At 43.8% G+C, this 24,110-nt stretch carries 30 protein-coding genes and 1 pseudogene; 8 read left to right on the top strand and 23 right to left on the bottom strand.

Features of this window, described 5'->3' with window-relative positions; genetic code table 11:
• Positions 1-64 precede the first annotated feature (64 nt).
• Both GFC28_RS17770 and GFC28_RS17765 read right to left on the bottom strand, forming a co-directional pair.
• Positions 65-514: a ComE operon protein 2 gene (locus tag GFC28_RS17770; RefSeq protein ID WP_044744586.1), complete on the bottom strand. Its 450-nt coding sequence runs from the start codon at positions 512-514 to the stop codon at positions 65-67.
• A gap of 70 nt (positions 515-584) precedes the next feature.
• The gene (locus GFC28_RS17765) at positions 585-1,199 is read right to left on the bottom strand and encodes a helix-hairpin-helix domain-containing protein (RefSeq protein ID WP_044744587.1); all 615 of its coding nucleotides are present in this window, start codon (positions 1,197-1,199) and stop codon (positions 585-587) included.
• Positions 1,200-1,304: 105 nt separating this feature from the next.
• On the opposite strand from GFC28_RS17765, the gene comER reads away from it, so the two are divergent.
• A complete protein-coding gene (comER, locus tag GFC28_RS17760; protein ID WP_044744588.1) occupies positions 1,305-2,126 on the top strand; it encodes a late competence protein ComER in 822 nt (273 codons plus the stop codon).
• Positions 2,127-2,436: 310 nt separating this feature from the next.
• Here comER and GFC28_RS17755 read toward each other — a convergent pair whose 3' ends face one another.
• Genes GFC28_RS17755 through GFC28_RS17720 form a run of 8 tightly spaced genes read right to left on the bottom strand, consistent with a single transcriptional unit; the run spans position 2,437 to position 7,470 of the window.
• Positions 2,437-3,180: a class I SAM-dependent DNA methyltransferase gene (locus GFC28_RS17755; RefSeq protein WP_044744589.1), complete on the bottom strand. Its 744-nt coding sequence runs from the start codon at positions 3,178-3,180 to the stop codon at positions 2,437-2,439.
• A complete protein-coding gene (rsfS, locus tag GFC28_RS17750; protein ID WP_044744590.1) occupies positions 3,177-3,533 on the bottom strand; it encodes a ribosome silencing factor in 357 nt (118 codons plus the stop codon). Before rsfS ends, GFC28_RS17755 begins: the two co-directional genes overlap by 4 nt.
• Before the next feature lie 4 nt (positions 3,534-3,537).
• Complete coding sequence (yqeK, locus tag GFC28_RS17745) at positions 3,538-4,107, bottom strand: bis(5'-nucleosyl)-tetraphosphatase (symmetrical) YqeK (RefSeq protein ID WP_044744591.1); 570 nt, start codon at positions 4,105-4,107, stop codon at positions 3,538-3,540.
• On the bottom strand, positions 4,094-4,666 hold the full coding sequence (locus GFC28_RS17740) for a nicotinate-nucleotide adenylyltransferase (RefSeq protein WP_044744592.1): 573 nt from the start codon (positions 4,664-4,666) through the stop codon (positions 4,094-4,096). Before GFC28_RS17740 ends, yqeK begins: the two co-directional genes overlap by 14 nt.
• 30 nt (positions 4,667-4,696) lie before the next feature.
• Entirely contained in the window at positions 4,697-4,990 is a 294-nt protein-coding gene (gene yhbY / locus GFC28_RS17735) for a ribosome assembly RNA-binding protein YhbY (protein WP_044744593.1), read from the bottom strand.
• On the bottom strand, positions 4,984-5,826 hold the full coding sequence (gene aroE / locus GFC28_RS17730; RefSeq protein ID WP_044744594.1) for a shikimate dehydrogenase: 843 nt from the start codon (positions 5,824-5,826) through the stop codon (positions 4,984-4,986). Before aroE ends, yhbY begins: the two co-directional genes overlap by 7 nt.
• 26 nt (positions 5,827-5,852) lie before the next feature.
• Positions 5,853-6,950, bottom strand: a complete 1,098-nt coding sequence (yqeH, locus tag GFC28_RS17725; protein ID WP_044744595.1) for a ribosome biogenesis GTPase YqeH — start codon at positions 6,948-6,950, stop codon at positions 5,853-5,855.
• Between the two features lie 4 nt (positions 6,951-6,954).
• Positions 6,955-7,470, bottom strand: coding sequence for a YqeG family HAD IIIA-type phosphatase (locus tag GFC28_RS17720; protein ID WP_044744699.1), 516 nt, complete (start codon positions 7,468-7,470; stop codon positions 6,955-6,957).
• A gap of 340 nt (positions 7,471-7,810) precedes the next feature.
• Here GFC28_RS17720 and GFC28_RS17715 point away from each other — a divergent pair, with 340 nt between their 5' ends.
• Positions 7,811-7,951, top strand: coding sequence for a sporulation histidine kinase inhibitor Sda (locus GFC28_RS17715; RefSeq protein ID WP_063504925.1), 141 nt, complete (start codon positions 7,811-7,813; stop codon positions 7,949-7,951).
• Between the two features lie 30 nt (positions 7,952-7,981).
• Here GFC28_RS17715 and GFC28_RS17710 read toward each other — a convergent pair whose 3' ends face one another.
• Positions 7,982-8,761 carry a phosphatidylserine decarboxylase gene (locus GFC28_RS17710; RefSeq protein WP_044744596.1) on the bottom strand — a complete coding sequence of 260 codons (780 nt, stop codon included), beginning with the start codon at positions 8,759-8,761 and terminating at the stop codon, positions 7,982-7,984.
• A gap of 123 nt (positions 8,762-8,884) precedes the next feature.
• Here GFC28_RS17710 and pssA point away from each other — a divergent pair, with 123 nt between their 5' ends.
• From pssA to motB, 3 genes are all read left to right on the top strand, one after another.
• On the top strand, positions 8,885-9,424 hold the full coding sequence (gene pssA / locus GFC28_RS17705) for a CDP-diacylglycerol--serine O-phosphatidyltransferase (protein ID WP_044744597.1): 540 nt from the start codon (positions 8,885-8,887) through the stop codon (positions 9,422-9,424).
• Between the two features lie 332 nt (positions 9,425-9,756).
• On the top strand, positions 9,757-10,548 hold the full coding sequence (gene motA / locus GFC28_RS17700) for a flagellar motor stator protein MotA (RefSeq protein WP_044744598.1): 792 nt from the start codon (positions 9,757-9,759) through the stop codon (positions 10,546-10,548).
• Positions 10,541-11,290, top strand: coding sequence for a flagellar motor protein MotB (gene motB, locus GFC28_RS17695; RefSeq protein ID WP_044744599.1), 750 nt, complete (start codon positions 10,541-10,543; stop codon positions 11,288-11,290). The genes motA and motB overlap by 8 nt, the downstream gene beginning before the upstream one ends.
• Before the next feature lie 71 nt (positions 11,291-11,361).
• Here the strand turns inward: motB and ytvI are convergent, their stop codons facing one another.
• Complete coding sequence (ytvI, locus tag GFC28_RS17690) at positions 11,362-12,387, bottom strand: sporulation integral membrane protein YtvI (RefSeq protein WP_044744700.1); 1,026 nt, start codon at positions 12,385-12,387, stop codon at positions 11,362-11,364.
• A 112-nt stretch (positions 12,388-12,499) separates the two neighbouring features.
• Complete coding sequence (locus GFC28_RS17685; RefSeq protein ID WP_044744600.1) at positions 12,500-13,279, bottom strand: undecaprenyl-diphosphate phosphatase; 780 nt, start codon at positions 13,277-13,279, stop codon at positions 12,500-12,502.
• 321 nt (positions 13,280-13,600) lie between these two features.
• Between GFC28_RS17685 and GFC28_RS20035 the strand changes: the two genes are divergently transcribed.
• Positions 13,601-13,723, top strand: a complete 123-nt coding sequence (locus GFC28_RS20035) for a hypothetical protein (protein ID WP_255357487.1) — start codon at positions 13,601-13,603, stop codon at positions 13,721-13,723.
• 7 nt (positions 13,724-13,730) lie between these two features.
• On the opposite strand, the gene GFC28_RS17675 is transcribed toward GFC28_RS20035, so the two are convergent.
• Both GFC28_RS17675 and gltP read right to left on the bottom strand, forming a co-directional pair.
• Entirely contained in the window at positions 13,731-14,327 is a 597-nt protein-coding gene (locus tag GFC28_RS17675; RefSeq protein ID WP_044744601.1) for an undecaprenyl phosphate transporter UptA, read from the bottom strand.
• A gap of 149 nt (positions 14,328-14,476) precedes the next feature.
• Entirely contained in the window at positions 14,477-15,745 is a 1,269-nt protein-coding gene (gene gltP, locus GFC28_RS17670) for a glutamate/aspartate:proton symporter GltP (protein ID WP_044744602.1), read from the bottom strand.
• A 191-nt stretch (positions 15,746-15,936) separates the two neighbouring features.
• Here gltP and sigK point away from each other — a divergent pair, with 191 nt between their 5' ends.
• A complete protein-coding gene (gene sigK, locus GFC28_RS17665; protein ID WP_044744603.1) occupies positions 15,937-16,647 on the top strand; it encodes an RNA polymerase sporulation sigma factor SigK in 711 nt (236 codons plus the stop codon).
• Between the two features lie 135 nt (positions 16,648-16,782).
• On the opposite strand, the pseudogene GFC28_RS20340 reads toward sigK, so the two are convergent.
• A pseudogene (locus tag GFC28_RS20340) lies at positions 16,783-16,953 on the bottom strand (transposase); the annotation flags it as partial.
• Positions 16,954-17,078: 125 nt separating this feature from the next.
• On the opposite strand from GFC28_RS20340, the gene GFC28_RS20030 reads away from it, so the two are divergent.
• Positions 17,079-17,213 carry a hypothetical protein gene (locus tag GFC28_RS20030; RefSeq protein ID WP_255363068.1) on the top strand — a complete coding sequence of 45 codons (135 nt, stop codon included), beginning with the start codon at positions 17,079-17,081 and terminating at the stop codon, positions 17,211-17,213.
• Positions 17,214-17,508: 295 nt separating this feature from the next.
• On the opposite strand, the gene GFC28_RS17660 is transcribed toward GFC28_RS20030, so the two are convergent.
• The 7 genes from GFC28_RS17660 to GFC28_RS17630 form a co-directional block, all read right to left on the bottom strand.
• A complete protein-coding gene (locus tag GFC28_RS17660) occupies positions 17,509-18,633 on the bottom strand; it encodes a cupin domain-containing protein (RefSeq protein WP_044744605.1) in 1,125 nt (374 codons plus the stop codon).
• A gap of 16 nt (positions 18,634-18,649) precedes the next feature.
• The gene (locus GFC28_RS17655) at positions 18,650-19,150 is read right to left on the bottom strand and encodes a DinB family protein (protein ID WP_044744606.1); all 501 of its coding nucleotides are present in this window, start codon (positions 19,148-19,150) and stop codon (positions 18,650-18,652) included.
• Entirely contained in the window at positions 19,141-20,088 is a 948-nt protein-coding gene (locus tag GFC28_RS17650; RefSeq protein WP_044744607.1) for a fumarylacetoacetate hydrolase family protein, read from the bottom strand. Before GFC28_RS17650 ends, GFC28_RS17655 begins: the two co-directional genes overlap by 10 nt.
• Positions 20,089-20,517, bottom strand: coding sequence for an acyl-CoA thioesterase (locus GFC28_RS17645; RefSeq protein WP_044744608.1), 429 nt, complete (start codon positions 20,515-20,517; stop codon positions 20,089-20,091).
• Positions 20,518-20,532: 15 nt separating this feature from the next.
• On the bottom strand, positions 20,533-21,759 hold the full coding sequence (locus tag GFC28_RS17640; protein WP_044744609.1) for an FAD-dependent monooxygenase: 1,227 nt from the start codon (positions 21,757-21,759) through the stop codon (positions 20,533-20,535).
• Positions 21,760-21,853: 94 nt separating this feature from the next.
• Positions 21,854-22,717 (bottom strand): fumarylacetoacetate hydrolase family protein, encoded by an 864-nt coding sequence (locus GFC28_RS17635; protein ID WP_044744610.1) that lies wholly within the window; start codon positions 22,715-22,717, stop codon positions 21,854-21,856.
• 241 nt (positions 22,718-22,958) lie between these two features.
• Entirely contained in the window at positions 22,959-24,068 is a 1,110-nt protein-coding gene (locus tag GFC28_RS17630) for a cupin domain-containing protein (RefSeq protein WP_082063736.1), read from the bottom strand.
• Positions 24,069-24,110: the final 42 nt, after the last annotated feature.

Genomic DNA, 24,110 nt, shown 5'->3' with positions numbered 1-24,110 from the left:
AAAATCTCCTTTTTCTTGCCTTCTGCCGCCGCAAAAATCAGACGGCAGAAGAGCACGGTTACTTTTATAAAAGAGACAGGATCTCCTTATTAAAAGGAACATGCTTTACAATTACATCTGCCTGTTGAAAAAGCTCAAGTGCATACGGATGATTTTTATAGTTAGTCGCATAATAGACTGCGCGAATACCGCTCTGAATAATCGCCTTGCAACAATGAAGGCAAGGAAAATGCGTGACATAGATTTCAGCGCCTTCTGTTGGCACGCCAAACTTGGCGCATTGAATAATGGCGTTCATCTCTGCATGGATCGTACGGACGCAATGATTATCAATCACATAGCATCCTTCATCAATACAATGTGCCCCTCCAGCAATCGATCCATTATATCCTCCAGCAATAATTCGTTTATCACGCACAATCGTCGCTCCGACCGCCAAGCGTGTACATGTGCTGCGCAATGCTAATAAATGGCTTTGCGCCATAAAATACTCATCCCAAGTAATCCTTTCCATTTCTTGACTCTCCCCTAACCATAAACATATAAGACTAGTTTAGCGAGTGAAGAAAAAACCGTCAATTTTGCTAGCGAATCACAATTTGTGCTTTTAAGCTTTCCAGAGATTTTTCACCGATTCCTGATACATTCAATAAATCTTCAGCTTTTTTAAAGGGACCGTTTTCCTCGCGGTAAGCAATAATAGCTGCCGCTTTAGCCGGACCGATTCCCTTTAGCTGCTCTATCTCCTCTTGAGTAGCATGGTTAATATCAACCTTGTTCTCCTCCTTCTCTTCAGGCGGAGACATCGGCATGCTCGTTTCCCCTTTAGAAGGGACATAAATCATCATTTCGTCATAGGCTTTAGCAGCTAAATTGATTTTTGTTTGGTCTGCTTCTGTTGTCAATCCCCCCGCTCTAGCGATGACATCATTCACCCGCGCGTTTTCCAGCATTTCATATACCCCAGGGTGGACAACCGCTCCTTTCACGTCAACTACAATGGTTTCCGGTTGATCCTGCTGCTTGCTATCTTGTTCCTTTTGTCCTTTTTGCTCCGATTCTTCAGAAGGCAGCGGAAGTTCATAAGAAGCACTCTTCTCTTGATGAGATTGCTGATAAAAAAATGCTGCAGCAATCGCCATAGCCGCCAGCGCGAGCATATACCGCTGCTTTTTTTCTTTGGCCGCAAGCCATTTCATTGTTCATCACCCTTTCGAAAATGATGCATAAAAACGTCTCTTTGTTCATACATATCGTTGAGAGGACAGATATCGGCCAAATAAACAGAGAAGGGGGGAGAAGCCGTGAAAATCGGAGTGATAGGCACAGGAAATATGGGGAGAATTTTAATTGAGGCTTTTTTAGAAGCGAAAGCGGTCAACCCAAATGAGCTGATTCTGACTAATCGCACGCTTCAAAAAGCATTGGACATCCAGAAGGAACACGCAGAGGTCGAAGTGGCAGCATCTCCAGAGGATGTGATCAGACGTGCGACCGTGATATTACTATGTGTCAAACCATTAGATATTCACCCCCTTTTAAAACAGCTGTCTCCTTATTGGACAAAAGATCATTGTCTCATTTCTATTACTAGCCCTATTACCGTCCAGCAGCTCGAATCCATTGTCCCTTGCCATGTGGTTCGGGTCATTCCAAGCATTACGAATCGCGCACTCTCTGGAGCATCGCTTATTACATTTGGGCATCGCTGTTCGTCTCATTATCAAACATATATAAAGGAATTATTTCAAAAAATTTCTACACCTTGCGTGATTGAACAAGATATTACGCGGATTGCTTCCGATCTTGCGAGCTGTGGTCCTGCCTTTTTCAGCTATTTACTGCAGCGATTTATTCATGCCGCTGTTGAGAAAACGAATATTTCCAGAGAAATGGCGACTATTTTAACGAGCGAAATGATGATCGGGCTAGGAGAATTGCTAAAAAAGAATGTGTACACTCTTCCAACTCTGCAGGAGAAAGTACACGTAAAAGGAGGAATTACCGGAGAGGGGCTGTCTGTACTTGAAGAGGAATTAGGTGAATTGTTTGAGCATGTATTTGAAAGAACACATGCGAAATTCAATCAAGAGATTGAGAAAATTAAACAGCAGTTTCAAAATTAAAATTCGCCAAAGATCAAAAAATTCCTTCTGAAACATGACAAGCGTACCGATTCTTGAGTAAAAAATTTGTCCATAAAGCGTGATACCCAGCGCTGTATCCTGTACGTCAGCATACCTTAATCCCATTTAAACAAAATAAAATAATACATCATTCACAATCATAAGCTTCCGGATGAAACTGCTTTCTCAATTCTCCTATTTCAAGCAGAGATACTGTTCTCTCACCTAATCAGCCTCCTTCCATAGAGACAACAGCACTGCGAATATCAGCCGTCATAACTAAAAAGCTGTCCACGGTAGAGTGGACAGCTTATTTTTTAGCAACAAAGAAAAGCCGTTCCGCCGTATCATGGAGAGGGCGATCCGTAAAATCAGCACTGATCTCCATTACAGTAAAGCCCGCTTCCTTCAACCATTGCTCATATTGAAACGCTGGGAATGTCCGCTGAATATGATCTTCATCATATCGTTCGTAACGTCCATCCTCTTCTTGGACAAAAAACGTAAGCTCATGAACCACTGTATGAGGAGTGTCTAGGGCATTACACAGCCATATATAGCTGATCGATTCATCATTGCTTGCAAAAACCGCATCTTGAAAAATATGATCCATTTTATAAATAGAATGAACGTCAAATAATAGCAAGCCATCTTTATGCAAAAGCTCATAGATACGGCGGAAGGTTTGCTGAACATCCTGCTCTGTTGGCAGATAATTAAGGGAATCGCAAAAAATCAGCACGGCATCAAAAGGAGAAAATCCATTTAAATCCCTCATATCCTGCTCAAAAAACTCGATATGCACATGATGCTGCTCCGCTTTTGCTTGTGCAATGGCGAGCATGTTTTCTGATTGATCTACACCGGTCACAGAAAAGCCAGATTGAGCTAGACGAACCGCCAACTCTCCTGTTCCACATCCAACATCGAGCAGCCTTTTTGTGCCTTTGCGCCCATATTGTTCAACTTTTTTATTGACAAATTCCTTCCATTTATCATATGGCGCTTCCTTCATTAACTCATCATACCAATAAGCAAACGATTCATATGTCATCGCGCCAAATCACTCGCTACGTCCTCAAATGGAGCATCTCCCCAAAGCCGTTCTAAATTGTAGTATAGGCGATCTTCTTTATGAAACACATGAGCAACGACATCGCCTAAATCCACCAGCACCCATTTAGCTTCATCAAAGCCTTCTAAGCGTTTCACTGGAATTTGATGTTCTTCCGCTTTTTCTTTAATTTCCCGCGCAATCGCCTGTACCTGCTTTTCGGAGTTCCCATGGCAGATCATAAAATAATCCGCGACAAGAGAAATTCCTTTCATATTTAAAGCAATAATATTTTCAGCTTTTTTCTCATCAGCCGCTTGAATGGCCATTCGTAAAATATCGCGTTCCGTCATTTTTTCATTCCCCCTTCTTGTTGATTATGAGCGCATTATACGTATAAATGGTATCGGGATAAATCGGTTGATTTTTTTTCAGCAGAAATTGAATCGTATTTTGTAAAGCCCGGATCAGCGCCTGATCCAAATCCTTCCGCGCCAGCTCGCGCACCTCATCGACTCTTGGAAAAATGCGACCAGGTTCAATATAATCTGCCACATAAACAATTTTATCAAGCAAGGTCATTTCCGCACGGCCAGATGTATGATAGCGAATCGCGTTTAAAATTTCCTCATCCTCAATCCCTACTTCTGTTCGCACTAAATAAGCACCAACTGGCGCATGCCAAAGCTCAGAATGATAGGAAAGTAAATCTTTGGGCATATTTTGCTCTAAAATGATTTGTTTCATTTCCTCTTTTGGACGAAACTTCGCATAATCGTGAAAAATCGCAGCCAATTCAGCTTTCTTTTCATCTTCTCCATAACGCCGGGCTAGTTCAATCGCGGTTTCCATTACGCCGATCGTGTGCTCATAGCGATGTTCAGTCAACTGTTTTTTTACAATCTCCAACGCTTCATGACGATTCATATAATCCCTTCCCCTCAATATACAATCTGACGCGCTCTGGCACTAAGTATCGAATACTTTTTCCTTCCCTCACACGTTCGCGAATAAGCGAAGAAGAAACAGCGAATTCCGGACTCTCTACCTCGATTAATGGATAGGATGTGCGAAGCGAAAAGCCCGGACGTCCGACCCCAACAAATGTCACCAGATGAGCCAGCTCATGGATCCGATACCAATTCGGCAAATATTCTACCATGTCCGCCCCGATAATAAAATAAAATTGATGCTTAGGATACAGTTCCTTGAGTTGACAGATAGTATCATACGTATAGGATGGGCCTTCCCTTTGCAATTCGATCGTTTCAATTTTAAATTGTGGATGATCGCTAATGGCTAGCTCAAGCATATGAAGTCGATCGGCGCTATCTGTTATTTGTTCATCATGCTTATGTGGAGGAATCCGATTGGGCATAAACCAAATTTCTGATAGATCTAATGCCTGCAACACTTCATTCGCCATTAGCAAATGTCCATTATGCGGCGGATCAAAAGTCCCTCCAAAAATTCCAATTTTACTCATTTTCCCCTCTCCTTAGTGAGCTGGGTATTTTCAGCGAGGCAAAATGATTTGTTTGTTTTCTTTTGATTCTTTATAAAGCACAATGGTATTGCCTATCGTTTGTACAAGGTCTGCTCCTGCTCCATTGGCCAGTTGCGTCGCTACTGTGTCTTTATCCTCCTCGCAATTTTGCAGCACACTTACTTTAATAAGCTCACGCGCTTCTAACGCATCGATGATTTGTTTGATCATATTTTCGCCGACTCCACCTTTTCCCACTTGAAAAATCGGCTTTAAATGATGGGCCTTTGCACGTAAAAACCGTTTTTGCTTACCTGTTAACATACGCTTCCTCCTAGCTGTTGAATCACGATTTGTTTCATGCGTTTGACATCTGGAAAGATTCCCGTCCATTTTTCAAATGCCAACGCTCCTTGATAAATAAACATCCCGACCCCATTTTGCACAATGGCGCGTTTCTGTCGCGCCTCTTGCAGCCACTTTGTTTCCAATGGATTGTAAATAATGTCACTTACAACGGTATCGGCTTTTAAGCGATCAAGCGATAGCGGCATCGCTTCAACATTCGGATAAAGGCCGACAGGAGTCGTATTAATGATGATCTCATATTCATCAAGATGTTTTTCCGCTTCCTCGATTGAATAAACAGATGAGTCAATTGAGACATCTGCTTCCTCGATTAGCTGCTTAGCGGTACTTCTTGTCCGGTTGCAAATATCAATTCGTGCCGCCTGTTCACTAGCTAATGCAAAATAAATGCCTCTGGCCGCTCCCCCTGCTCCAACGAGCAAAATCCGTTTTCCTTTAATGACGGTCTTTGTTTCTTCACAAAGAGCTCGCACAAAGCCAGGGCCATCTGTATTATAGCCGATTAACCGTCCGTTTTCATTAACAATCGTATTGACAGCCCCAATGCGCTGGGCCATCTCATCAATTTCATCAAGCAGCGGCATAACCGCTGTTTTGTGCGGAATCGTGACGTTTGCTCCTGCAATACCGAGCGCTTTTAGACCTTGGATAGCCGCTGGAAGCTGATCTTTTTCAACATGAAAGGCATGGTAATAAGCCTCTATTCCCAATTGCTGAAAAGCGTCATTGTGCATTAGCGGCGACAATGAATGATGCACAGGGCAACCAATCACTCCATAAAGTTGTTTCATTTTCTTCTCCCCCTAAAACAACGAAATTAAATCAGCGATTTCCTAAGCAGCACGTTCACACCTTTTGGCACATGTGCGACGACATGAGCTCCCGGCTCGTTGCACGTCACCCAGCCGAGTCCAGAAAAAACAATATCCGTTTTTGGCTCTTTAATGGTAAACGAGTAGGCAACTAAAGAAGGAAACTCCTCTGCATAGCTTTTTCGCGGCGGCTGCAGCAAATCCCCTTTTTGTTTCTCATAAAGCTCATCGGCCTTTTCTATTTTTGTTCGATGAATCAGTAATTCATTGGAAAAATAACATACAAACGAGCGCCGTCCTCCTTTTACATAATCAAGCCGAGCCAGTCCCCCAAAAAATAGGGTCTGCTGTTCGTTGACTTGGTACACCTTTGGATGAATTTCCCGCTTCGGAGTAATCTTTTTTAAGTCCTTTTTATCGACATAGTGCGCCATTTGGTGCTGATTGATAATCCCAGGAGTATCATAAAGCATGGCCCCATCATCAAGCGGTATCTCGATCAAGTCTAGCGTTGTACCTGGAAAATATGAGGTTGTAATGACACTTCCTTTACCTGTCGCCTCTTCAATCAGGCGATTAATAAATGTCGACTTGCCCACATTGGTACAGCCGACTACGTATACGTCTTTTCCTGAACGATGCTTCTCTATCGCTTCCATCACTTTCTTGATGCCAATTCCTTTCGCAGCGCTGATTAAGCACACATCTAGCGGCTGAAGCCCTAGTTCCTTTGCAGATGTTTTCATCCATTGCACAAGCTTATTGTATTTAACAGATTTCGGAAGCAAGTCTACTTTGTTGCCGACAAGCAAAATCGGATTATTGCGTCCAACAAAACGATGCAGCCCTGGCAGCCAGCTGCCGTTAAAATCAAAAATATCAACAATTTTTACAACTAATGCATTCGATTGGCCAATTCCATGCAAAATTTTCAAAAAATCATCATCTGTCAAAGAGACATCTTGAATTTCATTATAATGCTTGAGTCGAAAACAACGCTGGCAAATGACCTCTTCCTTTTCCAAAGCGGCAGGAGGGGCATAGCCTATTTTATTTTGATCTTCTGTCTGAATCAGCACTCCGCAACCAATACAACGGATCATCTTCTCATTCCTCCCAATAAACCATTCCTTTTCGTTTCATCATCTCTAACAGCTTTCGTTCGATTTTTCGATTGAATCTCGTCCAAAATCCATCGGTTTGCGCTACAGGTACCACTAAAATCGTATGCATGCCAAGCCGGTTTCCACCCAGTATGTCAGTCAACAATTGATCGCCGATGACAACCGCTTCCTCCTTTTTCAAATTCATTTCCTGCAAAGCTTGGCGAAACGCTCGAACCATAGGTTTCCGCGCTGCAAAAATAAAAGGGATCTCAAGAGGAGCTGCGAACGTTCTCACTCTATTTTCATTATTATTAGACACGATCACAATCTGAATGCCGTGTTTTTTCATTTCCGCAAACCATTTGATAAGCTGTGGCGTCGCAGCCGGGCGATCCCATTCCACCAGCGTGTTGTCGAGATCGGTGATAATTCCTTTGATTCCTTTTTGCTTTAATTCATCTGGAGTGATGTCAAGAACACTTTTGACATATTCATTCGGCAAAAAATATTGAAGCATTTTCCCACACCTTTCGTTTCTCTTCCAGCTTCCCTCATCATACATAATTTTTGTGCCAGTTTCAAAACAAACTTTGACAAATATATACAAACCTAAAAAATTTTTCGACAAAATTCTTCATATCTTCAAGTTGTGGATAAGTTTACTCACATCATTCACAAGCCATCTATGATGCTTTTTAATGCTTATAAACAACTTTTCCACATATTATCCACTGTTTGTTGTGGATATTAGAACGATTGTTCTCTATGCATAATCGTGGTAAAGTATAGGAAAGATAACTTACCATTATATGTATTGGTTGTTACTTTTATACCATTGTTAAAGGAGGTTTCTCACCATGAAGCGTTTACCGGACGATTTGCTTATCGAATCGTATTATAAAGCGAAGGAGCTTAAGCTAAGCCCTGAGTTTATTGAAATGATTGAAAGAGAAATTCTCCGACGCTCATTAGGACATAAAATCAAGCTTTCATCATAATAACGGAGCCATCAGGCTCTTTTTTTATTTTTATTTCCAAAATCCGATTCGTTCTCCTACTTTAATGGCCATCGGGACCGTCATTCGCGAATCGATCTCCACGCTATCTTTTTCAAATAATAAAACAACGGTCGAACCAAATGAGAAATAGGCCATTTCTTGTCCTTTAATCAATTGATCGTGAGGATGGGTAAGCTCTATGCTATTGACAAACATAGCCCCTACCTTCACAATGGCCACATGCTTACCATCTGAGTTCACCTCTGTAATCATTCGGTAGTTTTTCGATAGCGGCCGCCTTCCATATTTTAGACCAAGCCGATTCACAGGATAGGATTTTGTGCCAAGTGACCATTGGCGAGTTACAACACCAGATATTGGGCTATGAATTCGATGATAATGACTTGGGCTCAAATATAAAATAACAAAGAGTCCGTTTAAATATTTTTCAGCTAGAGCATCACTTCCCAGCATTTCTGGAATTGAATACTGCTTTCCTTTCACAGTGATATCTTTTTGTTCACTGATGATTCCAATGTCTTCAATAACCGCATCCACCGGGCTAATGATGCTGTCTTCCGCTTCATCAATCGGTCTTGCTCCTTCTTTTAGCTTGCGAATAAATAATTGTTGAAGCGTTTTGTAATGATTTAAGCTTTTTTCCATCTCCTCTTGATTAATTCGATATATTTTTGCATAGGATGGTATTAACCAAGCACTTAACCGTGATTTGGTAAAAAAAGCAATGAATTTTGAAGAAACTGCATGATTTGTTAATTCAATCATGAAGCGATATAACCATTTTAACAACCATATTCCCTCCAATTTTATGTAAAATCATGTTTTACTACTTCCCATATTATAAATAAAATGCTTATAATGGGAAGTGTATATTTGTCGTTCCGTTCCATAGTTGAAAAGGAGTGAGGAGAAATGTTTTTATCGGATTATCTGGATCACACGCTAAAGAAACTAAAAACACACACCGCTAACATATTAACATTAACGAATCTTGCCTTGGGAGGCTTATCCGTTATATTCACGATGAAAGGACAATTAAATGCCAGCCTGTTGCTCATTTTTTTGGCAGCACTCGCTGACCGCTTTGATGGAACGGTAGCTCGGAAGCTTCATATTGAATCTGAGCTCGGCAAACAGTTGGACTCAATGAGTGATATTATATCATTTGGAGTCGCTCCTGCACTATTGATTTATCAAAGTTTATTGCACGATTTTGGAGCGCCTGGCGCGTTTTTTACGATTTTATATATCGGCTGCGGGGCATTTCGTTTGGCGCGATTTAATATTACCGAAAATAACGGCTATTTTTCCGGCTTGCCTATCACAGCAGCTGGTGTGCTTCTCACCTTGAGTTATTTAACGATCCACTATTTCCCGCCACAATTTTTTATTTTCCTAATCATGATTTTATCTTTTCTCATGGTTGGAACCTTTAAGCTCAAAAAAATGTAAATTTGCTGCCCAATCTCCTTGGGCAGCTTTTTTTGAAATCCAGAGACGGGTTCTCCCTTTCCCGCTATTTAAGCTTTTGCCGTTCCCATGTCAACCAGCGAACCGCTTCACAGAAGCATTCGGATACTTTCTGCCATTTACATCTTTTGTAAAAAAAATGACTGTTTTTATCATCATTTTTCAACATGATCTTACATATTTTTTAAGTTTCATACTAAATTCTCTTTTCAAGCTATTGCATTAATTATATGATAAATTTGAATACATCATATGTGTCGAGCAAAGACGAAGCAATCATCATAGCATTTTGAGCAAGTAATGGAGGGGTTATTTTGGATAAAACGACAATTATCGGCATTATTCTTGGTATTATTGCGGTAGGGTTCGGAATGTATTTTAAAGGAGTCAGCCCAAGCGTTTTGCTGAATCCAGCTGCTTTTCTCATTATCATTGTCGGGACGGCAGCTGCTGTGACAATTGCTTTCCCTATACGTGACATTAAACGTCTTCCTAAGCTGTTTGGCGTCATTTTTAAGGAACAAAAGATTCCAACTGTTGAAGAGCTGATCCCTTTGTTTGTTGAATGGGCGAATATCGCACGCCGTGAAGGATTACTGGCACTCGAAGCAAAAGTCGCCGAAATCGATGATCCGTTTTTACGTAACGGACTCAGCCTTGCGATTGACGGGCAAACGCAAGACTTTATTCGCGATGTCATGTCTGAAGAAATTGCGGCTATGGAGGAACGTCATCAAGCGAATGCCGCTATTTTTACGCAAGCAGGTACATATGCTCCGACGCTTGGAGTATTGGGGGCAGTGGTCGGATTGATCGCAGCTTTGGGAAATATGGACAATGTAACCGAGCTCGGACACGCTATCAGTGCCGCATTCGTTGCGACACTATTAGGGATTTTTACCGGATATGTATTATGGCATCCATTTGCTAACAAGCTAAAACAAAAATCGAAGGAAGAGGTAAAAGTCAGACAAGTCATGATTGAAGGAGTGTTGTCCATTTTAGAAGGACAGGCGCCTCGCTCAATCGAACAAAAATTAGCGTCCTACCTCCCAGAAAAAGAACGAAAAAAATTAATGGAGCAGGGAGAGGCAAAAGATGAGTAAAAAAAAGAAGTCGCAGCATGATGACCATATTAATGAATCATGGCTGATTCCTTATGCCGATCTTTTGACATTGCTGCTTGCGCTTTTTATCGTTTTATTCGCAAGCAGCCAGATCGATCAAAAAAAATTCCAAGAGATCGCCCGCTCCTTCAGCAGCGCTTTATCGGGCGGAGCAGGAGTCTTGGATTTCCCAAGCCCTGTAGAGCAGGACAATCCCCAAACATCGCTGCCAGATAAGGAAAAACTAACGAAAAATCAACAAGCGAAAAATGAACAGAAAGAGCTGCAGCAAATTCAAGCAAAAATTAATCAATATATCGAACAGCAGCATTTGCAAGGTGAACTAAAAACAACGCTAACGGAAGAAGGATTGTTGGTCACCATTTTAAACGATGTTTTATTTGACTCTGGAAGCGCTGAAGTAAGGCTGCAAGACCGACAAATCGCATCAGAAATTTCTCGGCTGCTTGTCATGAATCCGCCGCGCAACATTATCGTTAGCGGCCATACAGACAATGTGCCGATCCGCAACTCCAACTTTTCATCCAACTGGGAGTTAAGCGTCATGAGGGCTGTCAACTTTATGAAGCTGCTATTAGAAAACAAACAGCTCGATCCCCGCTTATTCAGCGCCAAAGGCTATGGCGAGTTTAAGCCGGTCGCATCTAATGCTACTCCAGAGGGGCGCATGAAAAACCGACGCGTCGAGATTTTAATTGCGCCAAACACAACAGCCAACTAAACTTCCCATTCCTGAATTCTTTCCCAGAGTTCAGGAAATATATGAAAAAGGCTGACAAGATGTCAGCCTTTTTAAATTTTAAATGTAAATTTAATCACTCCTGCTTTAATCATGGCCTCGATAATAATGACAAGCGCTGGGCCAATGAACAGCCCCGCCACCCCCAGTAAGCGGAAGCCTAAATATACGCTTATTAACGCAGCCAGGGAGCTGATTCCCAAGTTAGAAGAGAAAATTTTGGGTTCGATTGTTCGGCGAATAACAGTAATCAGCACAAACAAAACAATTAAGCCAATTCCTGTCCCGCTATGGCCGTTCATAATGTTGAAAATCCCCCATGGTACAAGCACCGACCCTGTTCCTAAAATCGGCAAAATATCAACAATCACGATTAAAAGCGAAAAAAGGATCGGGTAATCGACTCTTAATATGAGCAAGCCTCCTAAGGCTAACAGAAAGGTAATAAGGCTTAACAAAAATTGTGCTTTAATAAAGCCGATGCCTGCGCGGCTGAGTTGCGTGACGATAATGGTTAGACGCTGCTTGGTGCGGTCGGATAAATGGTTTTCAAACCCTTTCTTTAACTGCGGCCAGTCTAGGCTAATGAGAAAAAGAGCTACGAGATAGACAAGAAAGTGAATAATAAATTCCGGAATCATCGTAATATAGCGAATCATCGACTGAGTGAAATTGGTTGCAAACGACAACAATAAATTCTTAACAGTTTCTACGCTATTTTCAAGTGAAACGATAATCTCCTTCGGAATAGAGCTTGAGTAAGATTGCCATTGTCGAATAAGCTGATTCACCACATTGGTCATCTCTGACAAAAGAAATGGCAGTTTTTGTGAAAACATCATCGTTTGCTGAACCAAAATGGCCACAATAAAATAAGAAAGAAAACCGATCACTAGCACAAACAGGGAAAACACAATCGTTACAGCATGAATTCGTTTTAACCGAACGCCTTTGATTAACTTCTGAATGGCCGGCTCCAGCAACAGCGCGGTAATAAATGCTAAAATAAGCGGCAAGCTATAAGGAATTAAAAAACAACCAACTGCAATAATCACAATCACTACAAGCCATTTTTTTATCATCGTCCCTTATTCATCCCATCTCTGTTTCTTTTCGAGTCAACGCTATGTTAAATATAGCCGATTCATTCTGTATAATCAATAAAAAAACGGCCACAAGCTACGGACCGCTTTAAAAAACTCCTGTCATCTGAAGAGAGAGAACAAGTAAACCGAGAATCGATACATATACGGCAAATGCTTTTAGCGAGTGTCTCTGTAAATATTGAATCATCCACCTCACAGCAATATAGCCAAATATAGCAGAAGAGAGTGTGCCCATAAACAATGCGCCAGCAGAAATGTTTTCCGCTTTGCCTGCGAATACATCCACGAATTGTAAGACGATCGCTCCCGCAATTGCTGGAATCGATAAGAGGAAGGAGAAATAAGCTGCGGTTTCCCGATCTAATTTCCGCATTAACCCTCCAACAATCGTAAGACCGGAACGAGAAATCGCTGGAAAAATAGCAGCGGCTTGAAACATTCCAATGACAAACGCATCCGTATATGAGAGATTTTCCATCCGTTTATAGCCGTTTTTGATGCCATCCGCAAACCATAAAAATACGCCTGTAATGAGAAATTCCCAACCGATGGTTACACCTGTTTTTGAGATCTCTTCAAAATAATCTTGAAGCAGCAGTCCGATGACTACGGCCGGGATCGTGCCGACAATCAACAGAAAAGTCAGCTTGCTAAACGGCCTGCGAATCATATAAAGCAATTCTTTCTTATAGATAGCAAAAACAGCAAACAACGTTCCAATGTGCAGCATCGTATCAAGAAACAGCCCCGCTTCATCCAATCCAAACAGATGTCTTCCTAAATATAAATGACCCGTACTGCTAATGGGCAAGAACTCCGTTAATCCTTGGATAATCCCTAGAATAAACGCCTCTAGCTTGCTCATGTTATCCCCCTTTTCCGCTTTTCATAACAGAATCACATTCGGTTCCGTTCAGCTTGGAACAGATTCTTTATTGAAGTGAAAGGCATCTTTGAAAGCCGCTGGACGCACAAATCGCTTATCTTTTTCGCGCGCTCGCGCGATACAGCGGCGCTTCCGATGCATTGATAAATTAGTGAAGCCGTTTGTGGTTGGGACAACCTTCCCGTGAAAAGCCATACTAGAGATTTTTTGTTTTAATCGAGTCATTGCTTCCCCATTAATATTCATAGCAACAATACATCCATTCAAACGATTCCCTTTTATCAAACATGGAAAAGGGACATGAGCAAAATGCTTCAAAGATGGCAAATGCGGATGTTTGTTGATATCGCTCTGCTTCAATCGGCAAAAAGAAGCCTGCTGCTTCGCAAACAAAATCAAAGAAAAGCGAGCGTAAGCATTTAGCACATCTTTATCTGTTTTTCCGACGACGATAAAGATGAAAGGCTACATATAAAACAGTGATTACAATAGCGATAATGATAATTGGCCGTAAATACGGCTGAGCGAACTCATCGATTTCCTGCCATTTACTTCCGAGACGTTCCCCAAGAAAAATAAAGAAAATAGACCACGGGATAATGGCACACGTCGTATACAAAGTAAACCTCGTCCATGGCATTTTAGCAATCCCTGCCGGAATGGAAATAGCATGGCGGACAACCGGAATAAAGCGGGCTGTGAAAATAACCCCTGAACCGTACTTTTTAAACCATTCTTCAGATAAATCAAGATGTTTTTTCTTAATCAACAAATATTTCCCATATTTATCCAAAAACGGACGCCCTCCATAAAGCCCCATCCAATAAAGGAACAGCTGTGCGATGGTCCCACCGATCGTTCCTGCAATAACCGCTCCAGTGAACGATACTTCTCCACGCGATACTAAGTACCCGGCGTATGCCAAAACAATTTCGCTTGGGATGATTTCAATCATCAATGCCAGCGCGATTCCTATGTAGCCTAAATCGATTAAAAACATTAGAATGTTTTGGATCAATTCGTGCATCGTTCTTCCTCCTACTTCACGAGCCAAGCTCCTCATTAAAACCATATTCACTCAAATCAAGATTATACTATATGTTTGGACAGAAAAAAATAAAAATAACGGGACCGATAAAAAACAGCTATCCCATAAATGAGATAGCCGCGATATCATTACGCACTTTTCTGCGTGATTTCCTCTATATATTTTACTGCTTTCTGTTCATTGTACTGTCCTTCCCATTTAGACATAACAACAGCAGCCAGTGAGTTTCCGATTACGTTTACCACTGTGCGTGCCATATCTAAAATTCGGTCGATTCCAGCGATAAAGGCCAGTCCTTCAATCGGAATGTTCACCGTTCCTAAAGTCGCCAGCAAAACAACAAACGACACGCCAGGCACTCCTGCAATTCCCTTTGATGTGATCATAAGCACGAGCAGTAGTGAAATTTGCTGCGAAATCGACAGATCAATACCATATAGCTGTGCGATAAAAATAGCGGCCAATGCTTGATATAGCGTAGATCCATCAAGGTTAAACGAATAGCCTGTCGGAATGACAAAAGATGTAATCGCTTTCGGACAGCCGAATTTTTCCATCTTCTCCATCACTTTCGGCAGTACTGTTTCTGAACTGGATGTACTGTAAGCAAGGATTAACTCATCTTTTAAAATTTTAATGAAGTGCCAAATCCGCACTCCAACTAATCGAGCAACTGCTCCAAGAACGACGATCACAAAGAAAAGCATCGTTCCATACACTGTGATAACTAGCTTACTTAGCGGAATAAGCGATTGTACCCCAAACTTCGAAACCGTTACACCAATCAAAGCAAATACACCGAATGGAGCAAATTTCATAATTTGGTTTGTGACATAAAACATCGCTTCGGAGACACCTTGGAAAAACTGTAATACCACTTTTCCTTTTTCCCCGATCGCAGCAACACCCAAACCAAACATAACAGAAAAGAAGATAATCGGGAGCATGTTTCCTGTTGAGAGTGATTCAAAGATGTTTTTAGGGACAATGTTCACAACGGTTTCAATCATGGAATGGTGCTGCACTTCATTCGTCGTATCAACATACGATTGAATATCAGTCTTTTCAAGCGACTTCATATTAATGCCGGTACCTGGATGGAACACGTTAGCGACTAATAAGCCCACAACGATTGCTATTGTTGTAATAATTTCAAAATAAATAATTGTTTTTCCGCCCAATCTTCCAAGCTTTTTTATATCACCGACATTAGCAACCCCCACTATGAGACTTGCAACAACAATTGGAATCACAATCATTTTAATTAAACGGAGGAATATATCTCCTATCGGTTGCAAATACGTGGCTACTGCTGGATTTCCATAAAAAATCGCTCCGACAACAATTCCAAGAATTAAGCCGATTAAAATTTGCCATGCTAATCCGATTTTTTTCATGTACGATCCCCCTTTCAGACATAAAGCAACAAAAGTTATTCTAATATGTTCATTTTAGTATGTCAAGAATATTCGTATAATAATGTAAATTATTACCTTTCTTTTTTTGAGATGTCCAAACACAGACAATCTTCCCTGTTCATACATATAAAGTAGGCACATGCCTAAAACGAAAAGGGTGGGGTGAAGACATGTCTGGCATTTTTTCCGCATTGGCATTCCTTATCAAAGAGTTAATGTTTCTAGTCTCATATATTAAAAACAACGCATTTCCCCAACCACTAAGCGCTCAAGAAGAGGAAAAATATTTACAGAGAATGGCAGAAGGCGATAAAGAAGCGCGAAACCTGCTTATTGAGCATAATTTGCGGCTTGTCGCTCACATTGTCAAAAAATTTGAGAATACAGGAGAGGACGCAGAGGATTTAATTTCGATCGGCACCATCGGCTTAATCAAAGCCATTGAAAGCTACTCCCAAGGAAAAGGAACCAAGCTGGCAACCTACGCAGCAAGATGTATTGAAAATGAGATTCTTATGCACCTTCGTTCCTTGAAAAAAACAAAAAAGGATGTATCCCTTCATGAACCCATCGGACAGGATCGCGATGGAAATGAAATCAGCCTTATCGACGTGCTGAAATCTGAAGGAGAGGATGTCGCCGACGAGATTCATTTAAACATGGAAATCGAGCAAGTCAAAAAGTATATTGATGTGCTGGATGAGCGGGAAAAAGAAGTGATTATCAGCCGTTTTGGACTGGATTTGCAAAAGGAAAAAACCCAGCGCGAAATCGCCAAGGAGCTTGGCATTTCCAGAAGCTACGTCTCCCGCATCGAAAAGCGGGCATTAATGAAAATGTTCCACGAATTTTATCGAAATGAAAAAGAGAAGCGGATATAGAGAAGTATTCTAGTATGTTCATCTTCCCTATAGATAGACAATAAAAGATTATTGGTGTGTGATGTTCTTAGAACTGTCTATCTATAGGTTTTTTTACAAAAACAAAAAAAGAATATGATCATGCTGATGAAAATTTTTTAGTTTTGCCAATCCTTTTCTAACTTTGTCTAAGACTTGTATGACTTTTTGAACAACATGGTATTTATCAATGACGATCGTCGCTAATTGAATCGCTTTATGATAAGGCTCTCACATGTCCCAAACAATGGTTTGCACCATTTGAGAGAAAAGGACATTCTGATTGAATTATCATTTTATTTCCGCATAAAAAATCTTCTTTTTTGCAAATTCCTTCAGGATGCTCTGCTCCCCTTTTCTGAAAGAGCGTGCTAAATTTTTAGTGAATTGTTTCGGAGGGGGAGAGCGAGATCATGATTCAATTGTACGGCTTTGGAGTCGATGTGCAAACCTATGCAGGAAGCAGAATGCTTTTCCGTCGATCCATCGTTGTCCACATTGCCAAGTCAAGTGGTTCCTTTTGGTTTTACGATTCTCGTTTGAAATAGTGTGCAAGCCGTCGGAAAAAGCGTGCAAAATCGGAGAGAATTCGCAAGCATTTTGCGAGGTATTTCCGAATTTTAGTCCAAAATAAGTTAAAAAAAGTGGCCCCAAAATAGTGGGCTAATTTACAGAATTGGCGAAGCGACTGTTCGACTTGTTCATCCCCCTTTGCCCAAGCGAAGAAACCGTGCTCATTCTTTTTCGCTCCTAGCCATTCGTGGCCCATGTGCACCATAGCTAGAATGGCTAACCGTACAAAAATTTCCCCTGCAACTGTTCGCAGTCACAGGGGAATGCTGTCTAGCTAAACACCGCCGCCGGCTCAAACTCTCTAACAACCGTTTGATGACCATTATTGTTCGGATATGCTTCCTCACGCTGCAATCCGAGCTTTTCCATGATCGGCAAATCGTTGGCGCAGAACAGAAGCGTGTCTTCATTCGACGTATTCACATGCTCATGCCAAGCCCAGTTCGGGATAACGAAATAGTCGCCTTTCGTCCAGTTAAAGCGGACGCCATTAATGACCGTATATCCTTCTCCTTTAAACACGTGGTAAATCGCCGAATACGTATGACGGTGGGCCTTGGAATGATAACCGACCGGCAATTTTTGCATCCACGCACTAATGTTGGGATTGGCCGTCTGACCGTTCGATGGATTGATGTACTCAACGGCGATGCCATCGTACGGATCGGGCTCGAAATCGCTAAGCCCCTCCAACGCCGCTTCCGTCTGCTTCCATTTATACAACCCAAGCGGCGCTGCTTTCGGTTGGCGGTCGCCAATCGGCCGAACCATACCGCCGCGGTACTTGCGCGCCGAATAATCGTCCGGAAGCGCTGGCGGCTCGATGCCGTCCGGATACGGTTCAAAGAACGTGCCGCCTGTGGCGTAAATAAACGGAATATCTAGACAATCCATCCAAAACATCGGTCCTTCGCCAGGATGGCTATGACCGTGCCATAATCCGCCTGGAGTAATGAGAAAGTCGCCCTCTTCCATAAACAGCCGTTCGCCTTGGACAATGGAGTAGGCCCCTTTTCCGTCTATAATGAACCGCATGGCGTTTTGAGTATGACGGTGGGATGGAGCCGTTTCACCTGGCAAGATGAGCTGGACGGCCGCATACAGCGTATTTGTCGTTGACGCCCACCCCCACGGCTGGCGTTGTTTAAGTCCCGGGTTTTGCAAGTAAATGGCCCGCCGCTCGCCGCCCCGTTCCGGTGTGAAAATTTGCGTCGCCTCTAAAAGCAGCTTGCGGATCGTCTCTCCTTTCCATAAATACGGCACTGCTTCCGGCCTCGGCTCTTTATGCATCAAGTCCGGAATCGCTTCCCAAAGCGGACCTAAATGATACTGTTCAATTTTTTTTGTAAACTCTTTCACTTCCTTGCTTTGGAAAAACGGATTCGTTTCCGCCATACGAACTTCCCCCTTCTCATTGTTTCGATTGCACGGCTTCATGCCTGTGCAAATTTCGTTCAATTTGCCGCAAATGGCCGTCTAAATGCTCGGTCAAAAAATGCTCGACTAAAAACGTCATCGGCTTGGCGCCAAATTTCGGATTGCGATGCGGCGCTTCGAGCGCCAGCTGTTCATCGCTTAAGGTCGCCAATTGTTCATCGGCCCATATCGCTGCCTGCTCAATTCCATGGATGACTTCACTGACAGCGCGGGCATCCGCCTGGCAAACCGCCGCCAATCTCGCTTCATCATTGAGCCCACGGCCCCACTCGCCACCGCCGGCTTGAATGACGCGTACAAGCTCCCTCGTCCAATAGCCGATCACTTCTTCGACGTGGCAAAGAATTTCCATGATCGACCATTCATCGTCAGACGGCTTCCAACGGACCACATCCTCTGGCAACAAACTGACCTTTTGAATGATCTTTTTTACTGCTTCTTCTATTTCTTTCCGGTATTGCGCAATCAACGGCATGACGACTCCACCTCCACCTGGCTTGGCACAGCAACAACCCGATTTTCCAGCACGCCGATGCGCTCCACTTCAATACGTACAACATCCCCGTGTTGCAAAAAGACTTGCGGATGGCGGGCCACCCCGACGCCACCCGGCGTTCCGGTGCAGATGACATCCCCAGGCTCAAGCGTCATGATATGGGACAAAAACTCAACAAGATAATGGACGTTAAACACTAAGTTTCTCGTATTCGACCGTTGGCGCTCTTCCCCATTAACGGTCAATGAAATCTCCAACGAATGCGGATCAGGAATTTCGTCCTTCGTGACAAGCCACGGTCCCATCGGCGCACTCCCATCAAGCGTTTTCCCTTGCAGCCATTGGATCGTTCGCCGCTGCAAATCCCTTGCTGTGACGTCATTGACAATCGTATACCCAGCGACATATTCGAGCGCATCCGCCTGCTTCACGTTCCGTGCCCGTTTGCCGATGACAAAGGCAAATTCAGCTTCATAATCAAGCTGATTCGTAATCGGCGGCAACGGAACGTCATCTTCTGGGCCAATAATCGCGTTGCTAAACTTAGCGAAAATAACCGGATATTCTGGCAACTCTCGTTTCATTTCCAAAATGTGTTCGCGATAATTGTGGCCGACACAAATGATTTTGTTTGGCTTTACTATTGGCGCTTCGATTTTGACGCTCGCACGGTCGATCACAAGCCCGTTTTCTAACGCGAATTCCATCGCTTTTTGCGCCTCTTCCAAGCTCTTCTCCCCGCCTTCAAGCAACTCGATCGTATTATACGGAACGAGCGCCGCGGCAAGCTGTTCGGCGCGCGGGTGCCCTTCTGCTCGAAGCCGCGCCACATATGCTTGATGAAGATCGATGACTTGGTGATCCACGATGCATCCAGCACGCACCGCATCCCCTAATCGGTAGTTGATAATTTTCATTCATAATCCCTCCTTGTGTGTGATCATGGCTGCTTCCTGTTTCATCTTTTCACGAAGCTCGTCTGGAATGGGGGATGCTTTCGGCCTGTCTCCGGCAAACGTCGTCCACACCCGCACTTCATACCCTTCGGCAACAAGCTTCTCCCCACGGAAAAACTGATGCTGAATGCGAAACGATTTCTCCCACAATTCGACGATCGTGCACTTTACACAAACCTGGTTCTCAAAAAAGAGCGGGGCATGAAACGTGCATTTCGCTTCGACAATCGGCATCCCGATTCTCTCTTTTTGAAACCATTTCCATGTTGAATGCCCAAGGCTGGCGAAAAAGTGATGGGATGCTTCATCCATCCACTTATAAAAATTCGGGTAAAAGACAATTCCCGCCGCATCTGTGTCTCCCCAGCGGACTTGGAAATAATATTCCATTGCTTTCCCTCCTGCTCAATATTTCGTCGATAGCTGCGGCGGTCCCGATTTCGGCCCATACGGCCCTTCATCGAGCCACTTGCCAAAGCGCGGCAAAATCGGTGCTAATGAAGCGGCCACTTCGCGTTTTATATTGATCACCGGATCGGTGCCTTGAATGTGCTCTAACGCGATCCCCGCACAATCGCGATTGTATCTCGCCGCAATCAGGCGCTCATTGGCAGCAGCGGCAATGGCTGTTTTGGCCTCCTCCTGAGTTTTGGCATTCAGCGCCGCCTGAATCGCCTTTGCCGCCATAATCGCATCCGGCACGCCGGAGTTCATGCCACGGGCGCCGAACGGGGCGAACAAATGCGCAGCCTCTCCAGCCAACAACAGGCGGTGATGCTGGTCGGTGAGCGACTTGGCGACAACTTGGAAAAAGCGATACGTCGATACCCAGGTAATGCGGCCAGCATATTTTTCCGGCATCACTTTCGGCAGCCATTGCTTCACTCCTTCCACACTGCCGAGCTGCTCCGGATCATCACCGTTAAGCAATTGCAAATCAATACGCCACCCACCAGCAAACGGCACAAAGAGAACGTTGCGCCCTTCCACAGCCGGATGTTGATAATGGAACACCCTCTCTAAAGGCAGCGGATCGTTTTCGTCTTCTTTCACATCGACGACAACAAAGTAGTCTTTCGTCCGCGGACCTTCCATTTCGATGCCGACCGACTGACGAACCGTCGAACGGGCCCCGTCGGCGGCGATCAAATAGTCGCACGTCCAGCGCTCGCCTGATTGGGTGATAACAACAACTCCTCTCTCATCAGTTTTGACCTCGGCAACCGGCGTCTCCCAGACAAACTCGACTCCTGACTCAAGGCAAGCTTGGTACAAAAATTTTTCCGCCTCGACTTGTGGCAAGCTTGTAAACGGCGGAAGCTCATTCGGATCGGGAGCCGGATACCGCTTCATATACACTTCCTTGCCGCGGAACAACGCGCGCTTGATCGGCCATACAACGCCGTGTTCGGCAAATGTCTTGCCTAACCTAGGAAAAATGTCCTCTAAATGTTGCAACGTCGCTTTATGAAAATAAATCGCTCGGCTTCCCGGACGAAGGCGGTCTTTTGATTCCGCTTCCAATATAGTCGCCGGAAGTCCAAAATGACGCAGTGCTAAAGCTGCCGTTAATCCGATGGGGCCTGCCCCGACAACAAGAACTGAACGCCGTTGAACGTTTGATTGGTTCATCCTCTCTTCTCCTTTCCGTTTTCATATCATCTATATTTGTTTAGCCCTTTTGTTATGGGCGGTTGCGCTCGGCAACCGACCCGATAAAAAACCACTATCGCAATGCAGCCGTGTGGGAAGCTAAGGCAACGTGAACGGAATAGCCCCCGATCCCCTCAATTTCCATGCCGATGACATCCCCGTCTCGAATCGGTCCCACTCCATCCGGCGTTCCTGTCGTAATGACATCGCCCGGTTCAAGCGTCATAATGTGCGAATAAATTTCTACAAGTTCAGCAACCGAACAAATCATTTTTTTTGTATTGACTTGTTGCCGAACTTCTCCGTTGACTGTCAGCACCATATTGACGTTGTTGGGGTCGGCAATTTCCTCTTTCGTCACGATCCACGGTCCCATCGGGGTAAACGTATCGAACGATTTGCGCAAACACCGTTCCTCATGATGCTCATCATCTGGACGCAACGTGACATCGATCAACCCGGTGTAGCCAAATATATAATCGTAGGCATTTTCTGCTTTGACATTTTTCGCCGTTTTTCCGATAACAAATGCGAATTCTAATTCATGGTCGAAACGGCGATTCAGATCAGGCAAAACAATCGTGTCGCCAGGCCCGATGATGGAAGAAGGAGCTTTCAAGAAAAAGCCGAGTCCTCTTGCTGTATGCTCCACTTTCATTTCCTGTTGGTGGGACACGTAGTTGACAGGAGCCGCAACGATTTTTCCCGGTTTTTTCAACGGTTGGCGCAGCCGAACGTCCGTTAACGCATAAGCTGGGAATTCGTGCAAATGGTTTTCGATGTTCAGACGATAGGTATCAAACGCAGCGATCAGTTGCGTCATGGGGCAAAAACCGACACCTTGATGAAAACGGCTGAACAATCGGCTTCCAATCTCATAAATGACATCATCGACAATGACTCCGATCTGAAAATCATCAAATAGCGCTAGTTTCATATGGTTCGTTCACTCCTATTTCCCTGCTTGCCTTCCATCGGCGCGTATTGATTGCTTGCGCAACATTCCTTTGCTCACTGATGCTGTCGTCGGCAGCTCATCCGCAACTTCCAAAGATTCAAGCAGTTGCTATTTTGCCATTCAACCGTACAACCCTCGCTTTTTTGATTGGGGCATACAGACGAAAATCATCTTGACTGTTTAAAATCGTTAGGCACACCTTGAGAAAACCGTGTGTATATTAGAGTTGGGAAAGTGGCTCGAACACATCCATGACAGATTGATAACCGCCGTTTTGGTCATACGCTTCTTCCCTTTCCAAATCAAGCCGTTCCATGATCGGAAAATCATTAATAGAGAATAAGTAGGCGTCTTTGTCTCCTGTATTGACATGCTCATGCCAGCTCCAAGGTGGCAAAATGAAGAAATCACCTTTTGCCCATTCAAATTTGACACCGTTGATAATCGTATATCCTTCACCGTCAAGGATATGATACACGGCGCTATGGACATGGCGGTGCGCCTTTGTGTGCATCCCAGGGGTTAATTTTTGCATCGTTGTTCCAATGCGTAAATCTGCTGATCCTCCAGTCAACGGGTTGATGTAATCGACCGCATAGCCGTCATACGGATCAGGATCAAGGTTGGACAAGTTCTCAAGCACTTGTTTCGTTGTTTTCCACTTATAGGCGATCAACGGAGATGGGTAGCCTTTTCGCTTCCGGTCGGAAACCGGGCGCAGCGCTCCCCTTGCATATTTGAACGTCGAACCGTTGTGAGGGCCGACAACAGGGAATACATCTTCGGAATAAGGCTCAAAGAACGAGCCAGCAAAATTTCTTACCAACCCGACATCGAGGCCGTCCATCCAAATGACCGGTTCCTTTCCTTCGTGACCGTGATCGTGCCACGTCCATGCCGGGGTCAAAATCAAATCCCCGCGTTCCATATACGTTCGTTCGCCATTGACGGCCGTATAAGCCCCTTCACCTTCAATAATGAATCGAATCGCCGATTGGCTATGGCGATGGGCAGGAGCCACTTCGCCCGGCAACAACAGTTGCACTCCCACGTACAGCGTGTTGGTCGAATAACCGATGAGACCTCGTTTCAATAGAGATGGATTTTGCAAATAAACGACTCGACGCTCGCTCTCTCTCCCTAAGCGAAGCAACTCTCCAGCCTCCAGCAAATGCTTGCGGATCGTCTCCCATTTCCACAAGTACGAAACCACTTCATGATCGGGCTCGGGCGTTACCATTTTTCCAAGTTTCTCCCACAATGGACCTAAATACACTTTCTCCAATTCTTCATGAAGACGCTCAAGCGCTTTCGTTTTTGTATTTTCCATCATTACCTCTCCATTTTTTTACTTTTTAAAGAACCGAACGGA

Source organism: Anoxybacillus sp. B2M1, assembly GCF_001634265.1.
GTDB classification, from domain to species: Bacteria; Bacillota; Bacilli; order Bacillales; family Anoxybacillaceae; genus Anoxybacteroides; species Anoxybacteroides rupiense.
The sequence above is the reverse complement of the archived record's forward strand: the minus strand, read 5'-3'. Positions and strand labels throughout refer to the sequence as shown.